This window comes from Mesorhizobium sp. WSM3626, from assembly GCF_000513935.1.
Lineage (GTDB): Bacteria > Pseudomonadota > Alphaproteobacteria > Rhizobiales > Rhizobiaceae > Mesorhizobium > Mesorhizobium salmacidum.
The window spans coordinates 32451-47335 of the sequence record NZ_AZUY01000036.1 but is presented as its reverse complement, the minus strand read 5'-3'; the positions used below and the strand labels follow the sequence as shown (position 1 = coordinate 47335).

The 14885-nt window shown below is 66.8% G+C and carries 13 protein-coding genes and 1 pseudogene; 1 reads left to right on the top strand and 13 read right to left on the bottom strand.

Annotated elements, in window-relative coordinates; genetic code table 11:
* Positions 1 to 46: 46 nt before the first annotated feature.
* The 8 genes from M653_RS0122120 to M653_RS0122085 form a co-directional block, all read right to left on the bottom strand.
* Complete coding sequence (locus M653_RS0122120; protein WP_032935780.1) at positions 47 to 358, bottom strand: hypothetical protein; 312 nt, start codon at positions 356 to 358, stop codon at positions 47 to 49.
* Between the two features lie 284 nt (positions 359 to 642).
* Positions 643 to 1653 carry a nicotinate-nucleotide--dimethylbenzimidazole phosphoribosyltransferase gene (gene cobT, locus M653_RS0122115; protein ID WP_027145312.1) on the bottom strand — a complete coding sequence of 337 codons (1011 nt, stop codon included), beginning with the start codon at positions 1651 to 1653 and terminating at the stop codon, positions 643 to 645.
* Positions 1654 to 1692: 39 nt separating this feature from the next.
* A complete protein-coding gene (gene cobS, locus M653_RS0122110; protein ID WP_027145311.1) occupies positions 1693 to 2469 on the bottom strand; it encodes an adenosylcobinamide-GDP ribazoletransferase in 777 nt (258 codons plus the stop codon).
* Between the two features lie 3 nt (positions 2470 to 2472).
* A complete protein-coding gene (locus tag M653_RS0122105; protein WP_027145310.1) occupies positions 2473 to 3786 on the bottom strand; it encodes a cobyrinate a,c-diamide synthase in 1314 nt (437 codons plus the stop codon).
* Positions 3783 to 4601 (bottom strand): uroporphyrinogen-III C-methyltransferase, encoded by an 819-nt coding sequence (gene cobA / locus M653_RS0122100; RefSeq protein WP_027145309.1) that lies wholly within the window; start codon positions 4599 to 4601, stop codon positions 3783 to 3785. Before cobA ends, M653_RS0122105 begins: the two co-directional genes overlap by 4 nt.
* Positions 4598 to 5362 carry a precorrin-4 C(11)-methyltransferase gene (gene cobM / locus M653_RS0122095; protein ID WP_027145308.1) on the bottom strand — a complete coding sequence of 255 codons (765 nt, stop codon included), beginning with the start codon at positions 5360 to 5362 and terminating at the stop codon, positions 4598 to 4600. The genes cobA and cobM overlap by 4 nt, the downstream gene beginning before the upstream one ends.
* Positions 5359 to 5745, bottom strand: a complete 387-nt coding sequence (locus tag M653_RS0122090) for a cobalamin biosynthesis protein (RefSeq protein WP_027145307.1) — start codon at positions 5743 to 5745, stop codon at positions 5359 to 5361. The genes cobM and M653_RS0122090 overlap by 4 nt, the downstream gene beginning before the upstream one ends.
* Positions 5742 to 6983, bottom strand: coding sequence for a bifunctional cobalt-precorrin-7 (C(5))-methyltransferase/cobalt-precorrin-6B (C(15))-methyltransferase (locus M653_RS0122085; protein ID WP_027145306.1), 1242 nt, complete (start codon positions 6981 to 6983; stop codon positions 5742 to 5744). Before M653_RS0122085 ends, M653_RS0122090 begins: the two co-directional genes overlap by 4 nt.
* 1 nt (position 6984) lies before the next feature.
* Between M653_RS0122085 and M653_RS0122080 the strand changes: the two genes are divergently transcribed.
* Complete coding sequence (locus M653_RS0122080) at positions 6985 to 7752, top strand: cobalt-precorrin-6A reductase (protein WP_027145305.1); 768 nt, start codon at positions 6985 to 6987, stop codon at positions 7750 to 7752.
* Here M653_RS0122080 and M653_RS0122075 read toward each other — a convergent pair.
* From M653_RS0122075 to M653_RS0122055, 5 genes and pseudogenes are all read right to left on the bottom strand, one after another.
* Complete coding sequence (locus M653_RS0122075; RefSeq protein WP_027145304.1) at positions 7716 to 8480, bottom strand: precorrin-3B C(17)-methyltransferase; 765 nt, start codon at positions 8478 to 8480, stop codon at positions 7716 to 7718. The genes M653_RS0122080 and M653_RS0122075 overlap by 37 nt on opposite strands.
* Positions 8477 to 9235 (bottom strand): precorrin-2 C(20)-methyltransferase, encoded by a 759-nt coding sequence (locus M653_RS0122070; protein WP_027145303.1) that lies wholly within the window; start codon positions 9233 to 9235, stop codon positions 8477 to 8479. Before M653_RS0122070 ends, M653_RS0122075 begins: the two co-directional genes overlap by 4 nt.
* Positions 9232 to 9864: a precorrin-8X methylmutase gene (locus M653_RS0122065; protein ID WP_027145302.1), complete on the bottom strand. Its 633-nt coding sequence runs from the start codon at positions 9862 to 9864 to the stop codon at positions 9232 to 9234. Before M653_RS0122065 ends, M653_RS0122070 begins: the two co-directional genes overlap by 4 nt.
* Positions 9788 to 11333, bottom strand: a pseudogene (gene cobG, locus M653_RS0122060) (precorrin-3B synthase). The gene M653_RS0122065 and the pseudogene cobG overlap by 77 nt, the downstream one beginning before the upstream one ends.
* Positions 11330 to 14869, bottom strand: coding sequence for a cobaltochelatase subunit CobN (locus M653_RS0122055; RefSeq protein WP_027145300.1), 3540 nt, complete (start codon positions 14867 to 14869; stop codon positions 11330 to 11332). Before M653_RS0122055 ends, cobG begins: the two are co-directional and overlap by 4 nt.
* Between the last annotated feature and the right edge of the window lie 16 nt (positions 14870 to 14885).

Sequence of the window (14885 nt, the reverse complement as noted above, 5' to 3'; positions counted from 1 at the left end):
TGTCCAAATATTTTGGGCCAGCACCCACACTTTTCTGCATCATGCTCTAGACGCGTGTCATACCACTCTCCCGGCTGCCAAAATGTCGCGCTGGCGGCGGCCGATCGGTGCTTGGCCCTTGGTCTGATCCACAGCCCACTTCGATGATTCCCACCAGTGCGCGAACAAACTCCACCATGTCGTTTGCCGTGATGGCTGCCTTGTCGGGGTTTTGCCCGATGTGCTCGGCGGCTTCGCAACATGAGCGGCGGATGAGATCGTAATGTATATCCCTATCATCCTCCGGCAACGCCGCCAACTTCATGGCTCGGCTATGAATCAACCGCAGCAATAGTTCGAGAGCTGCTCCGACACTCATGCGTTTGCTCCGCATTGGTCGAGCGTCCTGGCGCTTGAGGGCGCGCGTTGGAACGTCCGATGAGGAGGCGTTTCCCGTCCCCGTATGGAAGGCTGCATCACAGTCGTTAATATATTCTTTCCTGCTAATATTCCTCCTTCGTTGAGCCTGCAGAAAGGCCGAGCGGCGCCCGGGGCCGCTTCTTGCGGTCGAAATTTCACTCAGTCCGAGCAAGGACATCGCGAACCCCCTGTTTTGGGGCTCCGAAAATTTATGAGGGTTTGTACATCAAGGCGATCCGCGCATTACTTCTCCGACACGCCAGCCTCGGCAAAACTCGCCATTCTCGCATGGCACTCCAGCGCCGAGCGCACGATGTTGACGGCCAGGCACGCGCCGGAGCCTTCGCCGAGCCGCATGCCGAGATCGAGTAGCGGCGGCAGGGCGAGCGCTTCGAGCAGGCCGCGATGGCCCGATTCGGCGGAGACATGTGCGGCGGTCGCATGAGCAAGGCCGGTTGGGTGCAGCTTTGCCAGCGGCGCGGCGGCGGCGGTGCAGACGAAGCCGTCTAGCAGCACGGGTATGCCCAGGTGCCGGGCGGAGAGCGTGGCGCCGAAGATGGCGGCGAGTTCGCGCCCGCCGAGGCTGGCTGCGACCCCCAGCGGATCGGCAAGGGCAGCGGCGTGGCGCTTCAGGCCGGCTTCGATGGCGACCACCTTGCGCTTCAGTCCGGCATCGTCGACGCCGGTGCCGCGCCCGGTCCATTTTTCGGCACCACCGCCGAAAAGCGCCGCCGAAATGGCGGCGGCCGGCGTGGTGTTGCCGATGCCCATTTCGCCAAAACAGACGAGGTCCAGATCTTTCGTCACCGCGTCGTAACCGGCCGAGACCGCGGTGAGGAAGGGTTTCTCATCCATTGCGGGCACTTGGGTGAAATCGCCGGTTGGATGATCGAGGTCGAGCGGGATGACGTCGAGCTCGGCGCCGGCGATGCGGGCGAGCTGGTTGATGGCAGCACCCCCGCCAGCGAAATTCGCCACCATTTGCACGGTGACTTCCGAAGGATAGGCCGACACGCCTTGCGCGGTGACGCCGTGGTTGCCGGCGAAGACGAAGACTTTCACGCGGTCGAGCTTCGGCATGTCACGGCCCTGCCAGCGCGCCAGCCAGGCGGTGATCGTTTCCAGCCTGCCGAGACTGCCTTGCGGTTTGGTCAGCGTGTCCTGGCGGCTGGCAACGGCATTGGCTGCCGCCTCGCTGCCGGCGGGCAGGTCGAGACAGGCGGCGCGCAGTTCATCGAGGGATTTGAAAGGCATGGGGGCAAGGTCTCCGGAAGGGAATCAGGCAAAAGGGGATCAGGAAAGAGCTACGGAAGCGACGAGAAGCACCGCGATTTCGCTCAATTGCTGCAAGGCGCCAACCGTGTCGCCGGTCTGGCCATTGATCTGGTTGAGGCAAAGGGCGTGAAAGGCAGCAAACAGCAGGCCAAGCAGGATGAGCGCGGCGATGGCGCCGCCGGCGCCAAGCAGGAGCAGCGGAATCGCGCCAAGCACGGCGCCGGCTATCGCCATTTCGAGTGAGACGGTGCCGGCGTCTGCCGAGAGGCCGTCGGATCGCGCTGGCGGCAAAAGATGCATAAAGGCGCCGAGCACACCGCGCGAAGCGGTATGCGCCGCCACCAGAGCGAAGAGGGCTTGCGTGGGATCGGTGAGTTCCGAAAGCGTGCTCCAGCGGATCAGCAGCGATAGCGCCAGCGCCATGGCACCATAGGCGCCGATGCGGCTGTCGCGCATGATCTCGAGCTTGCGTCCGCGCGACTTGCCGCCGCCGAAGCCGTCGGCGACGTCGGACAGCCCATCCTCGTGCAGGCAGCCTGTGGTGAGCACGGTTGCAACGAGGGCGAGGGCGGCCGACGGTCCTATGGCAAGGCCAAACCGTTCCGCCGTGGCAAAGACGATCGCGCCGATCAAGCCGACGACAAGGCCGGCAATGGGGGCGGCCCAGATCGCGGCGGCGAGGCTGCGGCCGCGAAAATCGAAGACGGGCAGCGGCAGGCGGGTGAAGAAGACCAGGCAAAGGGCGATGTCATCGAGGACTTGCCGAGGCGACAGGGTGATTCTTGGGCGCTTCATGGTCTAGGCCCGTGCAATGGCGTGGAAGAAGGTGCCACTGACATGGCCACGCCGGTAGCCGGAAGCGCCGAGCGGATTGCCCTGGCCGTCGGCGAGGTGGGCCAGCGGCTCATCATCGCCGGTGGCCGTCATCTGCGCATAGTGGAATTCGTGACCTCGGATCAGTGCGCCTTGCGGCCCCAGCGGACAGTCGGCGCGCAGCCGTGCTTCACGGTAGCCGAGATTCATCTTGCGCCTGGCGAAGCTGGTGGAATGGCCGAGCAGGCCGAGCATGCGATGCGTTTCGCCGCCGGCATCCTCCAGCGCTTCACCAAGCACCATGAAGCCACCGCACTCACCATGGATCGGCTTCTTCTCGGCGAAACGCGCCATTCCCGCATGGAAATTCGTGGCGGCGGCCAGCTTGCCGGCGTGAAGCTCTGGATAGCCGCCGGGCAGCCAGCAGACATCGCAATCCTCGTCCGGCGCTTCGTCGGCGAGTGGCGAGAACGGGACAATTTCCGCGCCTGCCTTGCGCCAACAGGCGGCGACATGCGGGTAGAGGAAGCTGAAGGCGGCATCCTCGGCCAGTGCGATGCGCTGGCCGGGCGGCCGCAGCGCGTCGGTGAAGTCGCCAACTGCCGGGGCGAGGGGGGTTGCCAGCGCCATGACCGCGTCCAGGTCGAGCGACTTCTCCGCCATGTCGGCCAGCCGGTCGAGATGCGCCATCAGATCGTCATATTCGCCGGCCTGGACGAGGCCGAGATGGCGTTCGGGCAGGTTCAACGTGGGATCACGCAAGATGGCGCCGACGACGGGCAGGCCGATCGCCTCGATGGCGTCGCCGGACAGCCGCCGGTGACGCTCGCTGCCCAGCCGGTTGAGCACGACACCCGCCATCCGCACATCCGGATCGTAGGTGGCAAAACCCTTGGCGACGGCCGCCGCCGTGGTCGACTGGCCGGACACGTCGAGCACCAGCAGCACCGGCAGGCCGTAAAGCCGGGCCAGATCGGCGGCCGAACCGGTGCGCCCCGGCGAGGCCGGAATACCGTCGAACAGGCCCATGGCGCTTTCGAGGATGACGAAGTCGGTATCATCGGCTGCCTGTGCCGCGAGCGCATTGAGCAGCGACGGCGACATCGCCCAGCTGTCGAGATTGACACCGGTCAGGCCGGTGGCGGCGGTGTGGAAGCCGGGGTCGATATAGTCCGGGCCGGATTTGGCGCCGCGCACCTTCAGGCCGCGCCGGGTGAGCGCGCGCAGAATGCCGATGGTGACGCTGGTCTTGCCCGAGCCGGAGCGCGGCGCGCCGATGATAATCGCGCGCGCCGTCATGCTTGCGCTGCCAGTGCCGCGCGCATCGCGACGATGCCGCCGACGACGATCAGTGCCGGTGAGGCGAGCCCGGCAGCCGCCGCTTTCTCGGCAATGGTGGCGAGCGTGGCGACGACGGTTCGCTCCTGCGGTGTCGTCGCGGCGACAATCACGGCCGCCGGCGTCGATGGCGCCAGTCCGCCGTCGAGCAGGGCGGCTGCTATCAGCGGCAGGTTGGCCATGCCCATATAGACGACCACAGGCTGGCCGGTGCGGGCGATCGCCGCCCAGTCGATGTCGTCATCGGTGCCGGCGGCATGGCCGGTCGCCAGAATGATAGCCTTGTTGATGCCGCGCATGGTGGCCGGGATGCCGGTGGCGGCCAATGCGCTGAGGCCAGATGTCAGGCCCGGCAGCACACGGAACGGGATGTTTTCGCGCGCCAGCGCCAGCGCCTCTTCGCCGCCACGGCCGAAAATATAGGGATCGCCGCCCTTCAGCCTGACGACGCGGCGGCCTTCACGCGCCAGCCGCACCAGCAAAGCGGTGATGTCGTCCTGCTTCATCGAGGGCTGGCCGCCGCGTTTTCCGGCAAAGAAAAGCTCGGCGTTACCGGCCACTGCCACGACATCTGGCGAAACCAGCGCGTCGTAGACCAGCGCATCCGCTTCGGCCAACGCCGCCAGCACTTCCAGGGTCAGGCAGCCAGGGTCACCGGGGCCGGCGCCGGCCAGCCAGACATGGCCCGGCTCAAGCGGACGCGGCTTGAAGTTCAGCCGCGCGAGCGCCTGTTCGAGCGTGGCGTTTTCGCCTTTGTTGCTGGTGCTGCCGCTCACAATCCGTCCCGTCCGCGAAAACGCCGCTGATAATGGGCGTCGTATAATGAACTCTCGCCAAAGCCTTCCGCCGCCAGCGAGCGGCCGACGAAGATGAGCGCCGTGCGCTCCATCGGATCGGCGGCCAGTAGCGCCTCGATGGTCTCCAACGTGCCGGTCAGCACCCGCTCATCCGGCCAGGAGGCGCGGAAGACGATCGCGACCGGGCAATCGCCGCCATAGTGCGGCGTCAGTTCGGCGACGACGCGGTCGATGGCGTGGATGGCAAGGTGAATGGCCAGGGTGGCGCCGGTGCGGCCGAAACCGGCCAGCGTTTCGCCGGGCGGCATTTTCGACGCACGCCCTGAAACGCGGGTCAGCACCAGGCTTTGCGCGACTTCGGGAATGGTCAGCTCGCGGCGAATTGCTGCTGCGGCGGCGGCGAAGGAAGGAACGCCGGGGGTCAGCGTGTAGGGAATGCCATGCTTTTCCAGCCGGCGGATCTGCTCGGCGACAGCGCTCCACACCGACAGGTCGCCGGAGTGCAGGCGGGCAACGTCATGGCCGGCCTTGTGGGCCGCCACATATTCAGCCTCGATCTCGTCCAGCGACATCGGCGCGGTGTCGATCAATTTTGTTCCCGGCGCGCAATGCTGCAGCAATTCCGGCGCGACGATCGACCCGGCATGGAGGCAGACCGGGCAACTCGCTAGGAGCCTTGCGCCACGCAGCGTGATGAGGTCGGCCGCACCTGGCCCGGCGCCGATGAAATGGACGGTCATGGCGCGTCTCCGCTGATGGCGATGGCGCAGGTGACCGCGCCGAGCACGGTGCGTGGACCAAGCAGGCTGGCGCCTTTGCCGGCGACGGCAAGGGCGGAGGCTTCCGAGACCGATGGGGTGCCGGCCAGGTCCCGCGAGAGGCTGGAGTTGCTGAGCGTCCGCGGCGAGGCGGCCTGAAGGGCTGCGTTATCGACGATGATGACGGGAAGGTTCAGCTTGCGACCGGCGGCGGCGATCGCGTCTTCATCCTTCTTGAGCGCCGCGGTGGCCAATGCCGAAAGAGCCGTCATCGCTAATCCGTGTGCTTCCAGAGCGGTTTCTATCGCCGCGAGCACGTCTTCGACGGTGACGCCTTTGCGGCTGCCGATGCCCGCGACCATCATGGCTTTACCCAGCTCCATTGCGTGACAGGCATGGCCGGCCGCCATGCCTGCATGGAGCCGACCGGCGAAGCGCGGGAGATGGCGATGCGGGTGAGATCGCCGCCGCGCTTTGTGTGCTGGGCGAGAAGCAGGGCTTCCATTTCCAGCGTCACCGCGTTGGCGACAAGACGGCCACCGGCGCGCAGGGCCTTGATGGCGGCGGTCAACATGCCGGCGTCGCTGCCGCCGCCGCCGATGAAGACGGCATCGGGCATCTCCAGCCTGGCCAGTGCCTTGGGCGCGCTGCCTTCCACAATGACAAGGCCGGGAACGCCACAGGCAACGGCGTTATGGCCGATGCGGGCGGCGCGGGCCGGATCGGCCTCGATGGCGACGGCGCGCATCGAAGGGTGGGCGAGCATCCATTCGATGCCAATCGAGCCTGAACCGGCGCCGACATCCCACAGCAATTCGCCGCGCCTCGGCGCCAGCGCCGACAGGGTGACGGCGCGGATTTCACGCTTGGTGATCTGGCCGTCATGCTCGAACAGATGGTCGGCAAGGCCTGATGTGAGCGGCAGGACGCGGGCTTGCGGAGCCGAATCAATTTCGATGGCCAGCACGTTGAGTGGATTGATGTTTTCGAGGTCGAAGGCGTCGGCACGAACCGAACGCAATGTCTCCTCCGGCCCGCCTAACGCTTCCAGGACCGTCAACCGCGAAGTGCCGAAGTCCAGTTCGGTGAGCAGGCGCCCAATTGCAGCAGGTGCATCGCCATCCGATGTCAGCGCCAGAATGCGCGCGTTGGGCTGCAGCAGCGGGCGAATCAGATCGATCGGCCGGCCATGCAGTGAGATGATCTCGATGTCCTGCAGCGCCCAGCCAAGACGGGCGGCTGCCAGCGAAATGGCTGACGGCGCTGGAATGACATACATCTCGCGCGGGTTGACCTTGCGGGCGAGGGTGGCGCCGACCCCGTGGAAGAACGGGTCGCCGGAGGCGAGCACGCAGACGTTTCCGCCGGCAAGCGCCAAGACCTCGGCCATTCCGGCATCGAACGGAACCGGCCAGGGTCGCTGCTTGCCCCTGGCAAAGGAAGCGACGAGCGCCAGGTGCCGCTTGCCACCGAAGATGAACTCCGCCTCGGCGATCCGCCGCTTGGCCTCGTCGCCGAGACCCGCTAAACCGTCCTCGCCGATGCCGACGATGGTGAGCCATCTTGAGTTGAGCTTGGCGCCGCGCGGACCCTCAGCAGGCATGATGACCCACCGCATTCTGATCCTTGGCGGTACCACCGAAGCCCGGCAACTGGCCGGAGAACTGGCGGCGCGCGCCGATTGCTCGGTCACGCTTTCGCTGGCCGGCCGCACGCAAAGCCCGGTCGCGCAGGGTGTGCCCGTGCGAAGCGGAGGATTCGGCGGCGTCGATGGTCTGGCTGCGTATCTCAGCGTTACAGGCACTGGTCTGCTGATCGATGCCACGCATCCCTACGCGGCGCGAATCTCCGCCAATGCGGCGATGGCCGCGCGCAAGAGCGGCGTGCCGATCCTTGCCCTGCGGCGCCCCGGGTGGGAGGCCGGCCAAGGCGACCGCTGGCTTGAGGTCGACAGCGTTGCCGAGGCCGCGCGGGCGCTTGGCGATGCGCCGCGCCGTGTGTTTCTGGCGCTGGGCCGCCAGGAGGTCGTCGCCTTCGAGGCAGCGCCCAAGCACCATTATCTCATCCGCAGCGTCGATCCGGTCGAGCCGAAGCTGGCGGTTGCCGATGCCGCGTACCTGTTGGCGCGCGGGCCGTTTGGCGAGACCGACGAGCGCGTGCTGCTCGAAAAGCATCGGATCGATGTCGTGGTATCGAAGAACAGCGGTGGCGCGGCCACCTATGGCAAGATCGCCGCCGCGAGGGCGCTTGGCATCGAGGTGGTCATGGTGCGCAGGCCCGATCTGCCGGACGTGCCTTCGGCTGAAACCGTCGAAGCGCTGGCCGCGATGGTGCCTCATTTTGTGGAGCCCGATGCCGAGCGCGGCGTGTAGACCAGCGCCGGCTTGTCGCCGCGCTTGATGATCCGGGTCTCCGGCGAGCCGATGATGATGCAGGTCGCCATGTCGGCCTTTTCTGCGTCGACATCGGCCAGCAGATAGACCTCGATGCGCTCGTCCGGACGGCCGGCGGCGCGGCCGAAGATCACCGGCGTCGTGCCGGGCAGGATGGCGGTCAGGCATTCGAAGGCGCGGCCAAGTTGCCAGGGACGCGCCTTGCTGATCGGGTTGTAGAGCGCGATGACGAAGCCGGCGCCGGCCGCCGCCAGCAGGCGCAGTTCGATCAGATCCCAAGGCTTCAGATTGTCGGATAGCGAGATGGCGCAGAAGTCGTGGCCAAGCGGCGCGCCGATGCGGGCGGCGACCGCCAGCATGGCGGTGACGCCAGGCACGACTGTGACATCGACCGCACGCCATTCGGCCGGACCGGCTTCGATCGCCTCACAGACCGCCGCGGCCATGGCGAACACGCCGGGATCGCCACCGGATACCACGGCGACGTCGTGGCCCTCGGCGGCCTTGGTCAGGGCCTCCTTGGAGCGGGCGAGTTCCTCACGATTGTCGGAAGCGACGCGGGTCTGGTCCGGTCGCAGGTCGAGCCTGTCGAGATAGGGCTTGTAGCCATAGAAGAATTTTGCCTCCGCGATAGCGCGGCTGGCTTGCGGGGTGACCTGGTCGGCATTGCCGGGCCCGAGGCCGATGACGGTGAGACGGCCGCTCATGCCTGCGCTCCAGCCACGCCGGGCCGACCGGACCAGCCGGCAACCAGCACGATGGCGAAATAGGGCGCGTTGTCGTCCGGCTTGTCGACAAGCTTCATCGAGACGCTGCCGGCCATGGTGCCGCGCTCGACGTAGACGGCACGCGTCAGCTTGCCGGTCGCCTCCAGGGCGCGCTTGATCTTAGGCAAGTTGCGGCCGACCTTCATGATGACGGCGGCATCGGTGTCGGCAAGGCGGCGCGTCAGGTCGAATTCGCTCATCGTGCCAGGCAGCACGGTCAGCACGTCGTCGCCCTGGACGATCGGCACGCCGGTCTGCGACCAGCAGCCGGACATGGCGGTGATGCCGGGAATGACCTCGGTCGGGTAGCGATGGGCAAGGCGCACATGCAGGTGCATGTAGGAGCCGTAGAACAGCGGGTCGCCTTCGGAGAGCACGGCAACCATTTTGCCGGCGTCGAGGTGCTCGGCGACCCTGTCGGCCGACTCCTCGTAGAAACCTGATATCTGCGAGCGGTAATCGTCGTGATCCTTGTCGATCTCGGTGGTCACGGGATAGAGCAGCGGCAGTTCCAGCATGTCGGGCCGGAAGCGCGCCTCGACGATGGCGCGCGCATTGCTGTTGTTGCCGCGTTTGGCGAAATAAGCCACGACATCAGCCTCGGCCAAGGTCCGTGCGGCCTTCAGCGTCAGCAATTCGGGGTCGCCGGGACCGGTGCCGACGCCGACGAGGCGGCCTTTGGGGAGCGCGTTCACAGGCCCGGCCTCGCCAGTGAATTGAGCGCTGCGGCGGTCATGGCGCTGCCGCCAAGCCTGCCGCGCACGATGGCGTAGGGCACGCCATAGGAATTGTCGGCAAGCGCATCCTTGGATTCGGCAGCACCGACAAAACCGACCGGCATGCCGATAATGGCGGCTGGCTTAGGCGCGCCATCGCGCAGCTTTTCCAGCAGGTAGAAGAGTGCGGTCGGCGCATTGCCGATGGCGACGACCGAACCGGCCATGCGCTCGCCCCAAAGGTCGATCGCGGCGGCCGAGCGGGTATTGCCGATCTCCCTGGCGATGTCGTGCGTGCGCTGGTCGCGCAAGGTGCAGATCACCTCATTGCCGGCCGGCAGCCGGGCACGGGTGACGCCATGCGAGACCATTTCCGCGTCGCAGAAGATCGGCGCGCCGGCGGCCAGAGCGGTGCGGGCGGCGGTGACGAAATCGCGGGAGAAAACGAAACGACTTGCTGCCTCGACCTGGCCGCAGGCATGGATCATGCGGATGGCGACATCGGCCTCGGCTTCGGAGAAGCGCGACAGATCAGCCTCGGCGCGAATAATGGCGAAGGAGCGCTCGTAAATCGCGGTGCCGTCGTGGATATAGTCGTAGGCGGCCATGCTCATTCCTGTTTGTAGGTCTCGGCGATGCCGGCCGGTCTTAGCCTTGTCAGGCAAGCGGCGGCGGTTTCGCCTTGAAATCGTGCGCTGCGGATCATCGCCGCGACGCGGCTGATGCCGCGCGCGGCGTCATAGCCCGGCCTGTAGCCGGCAGGAAGGGCCTTTGCCGTCGCGTTCACGACAAGTCCGGCTCCATTTTCACCGCCGACAATTGTTAGTGCTGCTGGGCCGGGATGTGCGCAGCCCTTGGCGCAGCCGGAAACGTGCAGGGTAAAGTCGAGGATGTCGGCGTTCTCGGCGGCAATCGTCTCGGCGATGTCGCGGGCCGCGATCCGGCCGGACGCGCAGGCCGGCGTGCCGGGGCAGGCCGCGATGCGCGTGCGCGGGTCGGCTGGGGAGGTGACGAAGCCGAGGGTGGCGGCGGTGTCATGAAGGGATTGTTTGGCGTCCGCCGGCTGGCCGAGGAACAGCAGGGCGCGGCCCGGTGCGAGGCGGATTTCGGTGGTGCCGAGGGCGAGAGCTTTTTGCACGAGGCCGATGATTTTTTCAGCTGGCATGCTGCCGTAGGGGAGGCCGATGCCGAGGGCGTGGCCGTTGTTCACGTCGAAGATGCCAACCGGTAGGCGGCTGCGCTCTACGGCGCCCCCCTCTGTCCTGCCGGACATCTCCCCCTCAAGGGGGGAGATCGGCAGCTTTGCCCCTAGCACTTCCGTTTCAACGTCAAGAATTGGCGAAGACAGCGATAACAGCGCAATCTCCCCCCTAGAGGGGGAGATGTCCGGCAGGACAGAGGGGGGCGCCGTAGAGTGCCAGCTTGCAAGAGACTCCAACTGCCGCCTCGACAAATCCCGCGTGTGCGCCTCGCGGCCTTTCTCGGCAACCATCCGCAGCGCCGCGACAGCAATGTCGCGCGCCGCATCTTCATCCGCCACAGCGAGCGGCTTGGCGGTCTGCCCATCACCCGCGACGGACACAAGCCAACGGCCGCCAGCATCAGCCCGCACCGCCTTCAACCTGACATCGGCCGTCACCGCATCCAGCGTCAGTTGCCCGCCGCCGTCGACGACCACCGCAACCTTGAGCCCCAGCCTTTTTGCCAGCCCGGCTTCCTCAACGGCCACCCGGATGCGCTCAGCCATCGGCCTCGGATCGGCGATCTCCCGCGGGTCAATGCCGGCCAGCGGGCCGGTCTCGACCGGGACGCCGGTGCGCACCGCGATGCCCAGCGCATCGACCTCCGCTGCCAGCAACGCAGCGCTTTCCATTGTCAGGCCGCGTATCTGCAGGCTGCCGCGCGCCGTTACTTCCATGATGCCGTTGCCGTGCCGCACAGCGGATTCGGCCAACGCGATCAAGAGCTTCGGCGGGAGGCCTCCGGCGACCGGGTTGAGCCGCACCAGCAGGCCGTCGCCTGTCTGCATCGGTGTCGACAAAGCAGGGCAGGAGCCACGGCGCGAGAAGGCGTTCATGCCGCGACCCCGAGCGCGTTGGCCTCGGCGATCAGTGCGGCGAGATCGTCGTCGATGGAATTGCGCAAGGGATGCCAGAGGCCGCGCCGGCGCGCCGACAGGAAGCGCTCGGCGATGACTTTGGCGGCGGCGGGATTTTCGCGCAGGATGAAGGCACGAACCTCGGCGTCACCGAGGTAGGCATCGTGCACGGCCTCGATCAACGCGCCTGAAATGGCGTGGGTGGTCTCGGCGAAGCCGACCAGCCGGTCGACGGTTTCGGCGAATTCGGAGGCGCCGCGCGGACCGTGGCGCATCTGCCCAGATATGAAGCGGGCGTTGACGGCACGGGCACGCACTACGCGCGACACCGCTTCGCCAACCGATCGCGGTTTCGGCTTCTGCGGGTCCGTGGTGTCGAGCACGATGACGTCGGCGTTCCTGCCGAGTGTGGCCAAGGCGGCCGAAAAGCCGCCGATGAAGGCGACGTCGGCGGAACCTTCGAGAATGTCGCGGCCGGGGTCGTCGCCGGTATGGACCAGAAGATCGGCTTCGGCGATGCGGCCTTCAAACGCTCCGGGTGCCGAGACCCCTTCGCCGCCGGCGCCGCCATAGGCATGCGAGGTGGCGTCGAGATAGGCGCGGCCGATTTCTTCGCGCGCCGCCCAGTCGCCGCTGGACAAAATCTCTTCGACGCCGGCGCCGTAAGTGCCGGGCGAGGTGCCGAAGATGCGCGGGCTGACCTTGCCGTCGGCGCGGGTCCTGGCCGCCAGAGGGTTTTCCGCATCCTCTTCGTCGCGCGCGGCAACGGCGTTGGCGGCGGCGTCGATCAGTGCGATCTGGGTCGGGAACATGTCGCGGAACAGGCCTGATATGCGCCAGGTGACGTCGACGCGCGGGCGGCCGAGCGTCGCCGGCGGCAACACCTCGATGCCGGTGATGCGGCCGGTCGCGGCGTCCCATTGCGGCCGGCAGCCCATCAACGCAAGGCCCTGCGCGATCTCCTCGCCGCCGGTGCGCAGCGAGGCCGAGCCCCAGAGGTCTGTCACCAGCGAGCGCGGCCAATCGCCATGCGATTGCATGTAGGCGCGCACCACTTCTTCCGCCGCCGCCTTGCCGAGATCATAGGCGGTCGGGGTCGGCATGGTGCGCGGGTCCGATGTGAACAGATTGCGGCCGGTGGGCAAGACATCGGAGCGCCCGCGCGCGGGCGCGCCGGACGGGCCCGCCTTGACGTGACGGCCATCGAGCGCGGCGAGCAGCGCGGCCTTCTCGGCTTCCGCGCTTTGCCTGCGCATGGGATCGGGCTCGTCGTCTGGGACGCGACCATAGATATGCAGCCCGTCCTTGATGGCAAAATCCTTAAGATCGCAGAGCCAGGCGTCGATGCGGCGCAGCGCTTCGTCGGGCGCATCGGTCTCGGCGACGCCGGCCTCGGAGGCGAGGCCGGTCTTTTGCGCGGTTTCGACAATCAGTTTCGCCAGCCGGTCACGACGACGGCGGTCGAGGCCGTCGGCCTGGGCGTATTCGTCGACCAGCCGTTCGAGCCGTTGCTGGTTCTCGTCCAGTCCGGCGCCTGTCAGCGGCGGCGGCAGATGACCAAGCGTGACCGCGGCAATGCGCCGTTTGGCCTGTGCCGCTTCGCCGGGGTTGGAGACGATGAAGGGATAGATGACGGGCAGGGAGCCGGTGACGATCTCGGGAAAGCAGGTTTGAGACAGCGCGACCGTCTTGCCGGGCAGCCATTCCAGCGTGCCGTGTGCGCCGATATGGATGAGAGCGTGGACGCCGAGCGATTTGCGCAGCCACAGGCCGAACGCGATCAAAGCGTGGCGCGGAGGCAGTGTCGGGTCGTGGTAGTCGGCGCGGCGGTCCGCGGAACGGCCGCGGTCGGGGGCGAGTGCGACGGTGATGTTGCCAAAATGCGCGGCGCGAAAGGCGAAGTGTTTTTTGCCTGATAGCGAAGGTCTTCGCGAGGCGCCCCCCTCTGTCCTGCCGGACATCTCCCCCTCTAGGGGGGAGATTGGCAGCTTCGGCGCTCCGCTCGCCTCAGCGACAGTGGGCATTGGCGAAAACGGTGATGAGGGCTCGATCTCCCCCCTTGAGGGGGAGATGTCCGGCAGGACAGAGGGGGGCGCCTCGCGACGACCTGTCACGCTTTCCGCTCTGCCCCAAGCAGCCTCAACTGCGGCCATTGCCGCTCCTGGCAACTCCGTCGAAAACGAGTGATAGTCGTCCAGCCTCAGCCCATTGTCACCGCGTTCCACCAAATCCAGCAATTCACGCGGCGTTTGTGGAATCCCTTCAACGGCATAGCCCTGTTCGCTCAAGTCCCGCAGCATGGCCAGCACGCTGGACGGCACATCCAGCCCGACCGCATAGCCGGTGCGGCCGGGAGCACTGGGATAATCGGGAATGAGGATCGCCAGCTTGCGTTCGGCGCGCGGGGTCTGCTGCAAACGGATGAAGGCCGCGACGCGCCTAGCCACTTGCTCAACACGATCCAGTTCCGGCCGGTTGGCCAAGGCGCGGTGGCCCAGCGCCGGGTCGACATCGCTCTCGCCCTTGAAAGAGATGGCGCCGGCAAGGATGCGGCCATCGAGTTCGGGCAGCACGACATGCATGGCAAGGTCGGCGGGCGCCAGTCCGCGCTGATTGTTTTCCCACACGTCGCGGCGCGTGGTGGCGACGATGACCTGGAAGACAGGCACGCCGGCGCGGTCGAACAGGGTTGCCACGCCGGGCTCGGCGCCAGAAGCGAAAGCGGTCGCGGTGATGATGGCGGCGGGTTTCAGCGATGCGATGGCATTTTCGACGAACGCCAGGGACACCGGATCCTTGAGACTGGAAACGAAGATCGGGACCGGTGCCAGTCCCTGGGAGTGCAAAGCCTCGGCCAGCGCATCGATCGGGGCGACATCGGCTGCAAGCAGCATCGATCGGTAGAAGAGAATCGGGATGATGGGAGCGCTGGCATTTGAAAGGTCCGGCTGTTCTGCGACCCCCAATCCAGATTGATAGTAACCAGCCTTCGGCACGCTGACCGGACTGGCGACGGGCATATCCTGTCCAGCCAGGCCTGCCAGCCTGTGCACCAGGGCGCTCATATTGGCCGGGCCGCCCTCGCGGAAATAGCCGAGCAGGCCGCCGAGTTCGGCGCGCGGCAGCGTCGAGGCTTCGACCAGCCTGAGATCCTCGTCATGGCTTTCACCCGGAAGCAGCGCCAGTCTTATGCCGCGCTCGCGGGCGATTGCCGCGAGCTGGTCGCAGCCATAGCGCCACCAGTCGTAGCCGCCGAGGATGCGCACCATGATGACCTTGGCATGGCGGGCGACGCTGTCGATCCAGAGATCGACGGACATGGGATGGCGCAGGTCGCGCAGTGCGGCGAGCCGCATCGACGGCAAGCGATCGGCGTCGGCCTTCCATGCCGCCGCCAGCCCGGCGAGATCGCTGTCGGTGAAGGACAGGGCCACGATATCCGCCGGCGCCTGCCGGAGATCGACAGGCTCGGCGAGGTCGTCGAGCGAGGCGGAGGTCGTGGTGAGGATGTGCATCGCGGCCCGTGCCTGA

Excerpts from the sequence above, each read along its gene's own strand:
- M653_RS0122120 (WP_032935780.1), bottom strand. The coding sequence starts at position 358 with ATGAGTGTCGGAGCAGCTCTCGAACTATTGCTGCGGTTGATTCATAGC.
- cobT (WP_027145312.1), bottom strand. The coding sequence starts at position 1,653 with ATGCCTTTCAAATCCCTCGATGAACTGCGCGCCGCCTGTCTCGACCTG.
- cobS (WP_027145311.1), bottom strand. The coding sequence starts at position 2,469 with ATGAAGCGCCCAAGAATCACCCTGTCGCCTCGGCAAGTCCTCGATGAC.
- M653_RS0122105 (WP_027145310.1), bottom strand. The coding sequence starts at position 3,786 with ATGACGGCGCGCGCGATTATCATCGGCGCGCCGCGCTCCGGCTCGGGC.
- cobM (WP_027145308.1), bottom strand. The coding sequence starts at position 5,362 with ATGACCGTCCATTTCATCGGCGCCGGGCCAGGTGCGGCCGACCTCATC.
- M653_RS0122090 (WP_027145307.1), bottom strand. The coding sequence starts at position 5,745 with ATGATGGTCGCGGGCATCGGCAGCCGCAAAGGCGTCACCGTCGAAGAC.
- M653_RS0122085 (WP_027145306.1), bottom strand. The coding sequence starts at position 6,983 with ATGCCTGCTGAGGGTCCGCGCGGCGCCAAGCTCAACTCAAGATGGCTC.
- M653_RS0122080 (WP_027145305.1), top strand. The coding sequence starts at position 6,985 with ATGACCCACCGCATTCTGATCCTTGGCGGTACCACCGAAGCCCGGCAA.
- M653_RS0122075 (WP_027145304.1), bottom strand. The coding sequence starts at position 8,480 with ATGAGCGGCCGTCTCACCGTCATCGGCCTCGGGCCCGGCAATGCCGAC.
- M653_RS0122065 (WP_027145302.1), bottom strand. The coding sequence starts at position 9,864 with ATGGCCGCCTACGACTATATCCACGACGGCACCGCGATTTACGAGCGC.
- M653_RS0122055 (WP_027145300.1), bottom strand. The coding sequence starts at position 14,869 with ATGCACATCCTCACCACGACCTCCGCCTCGCTCGACGACCTCGCCGAG.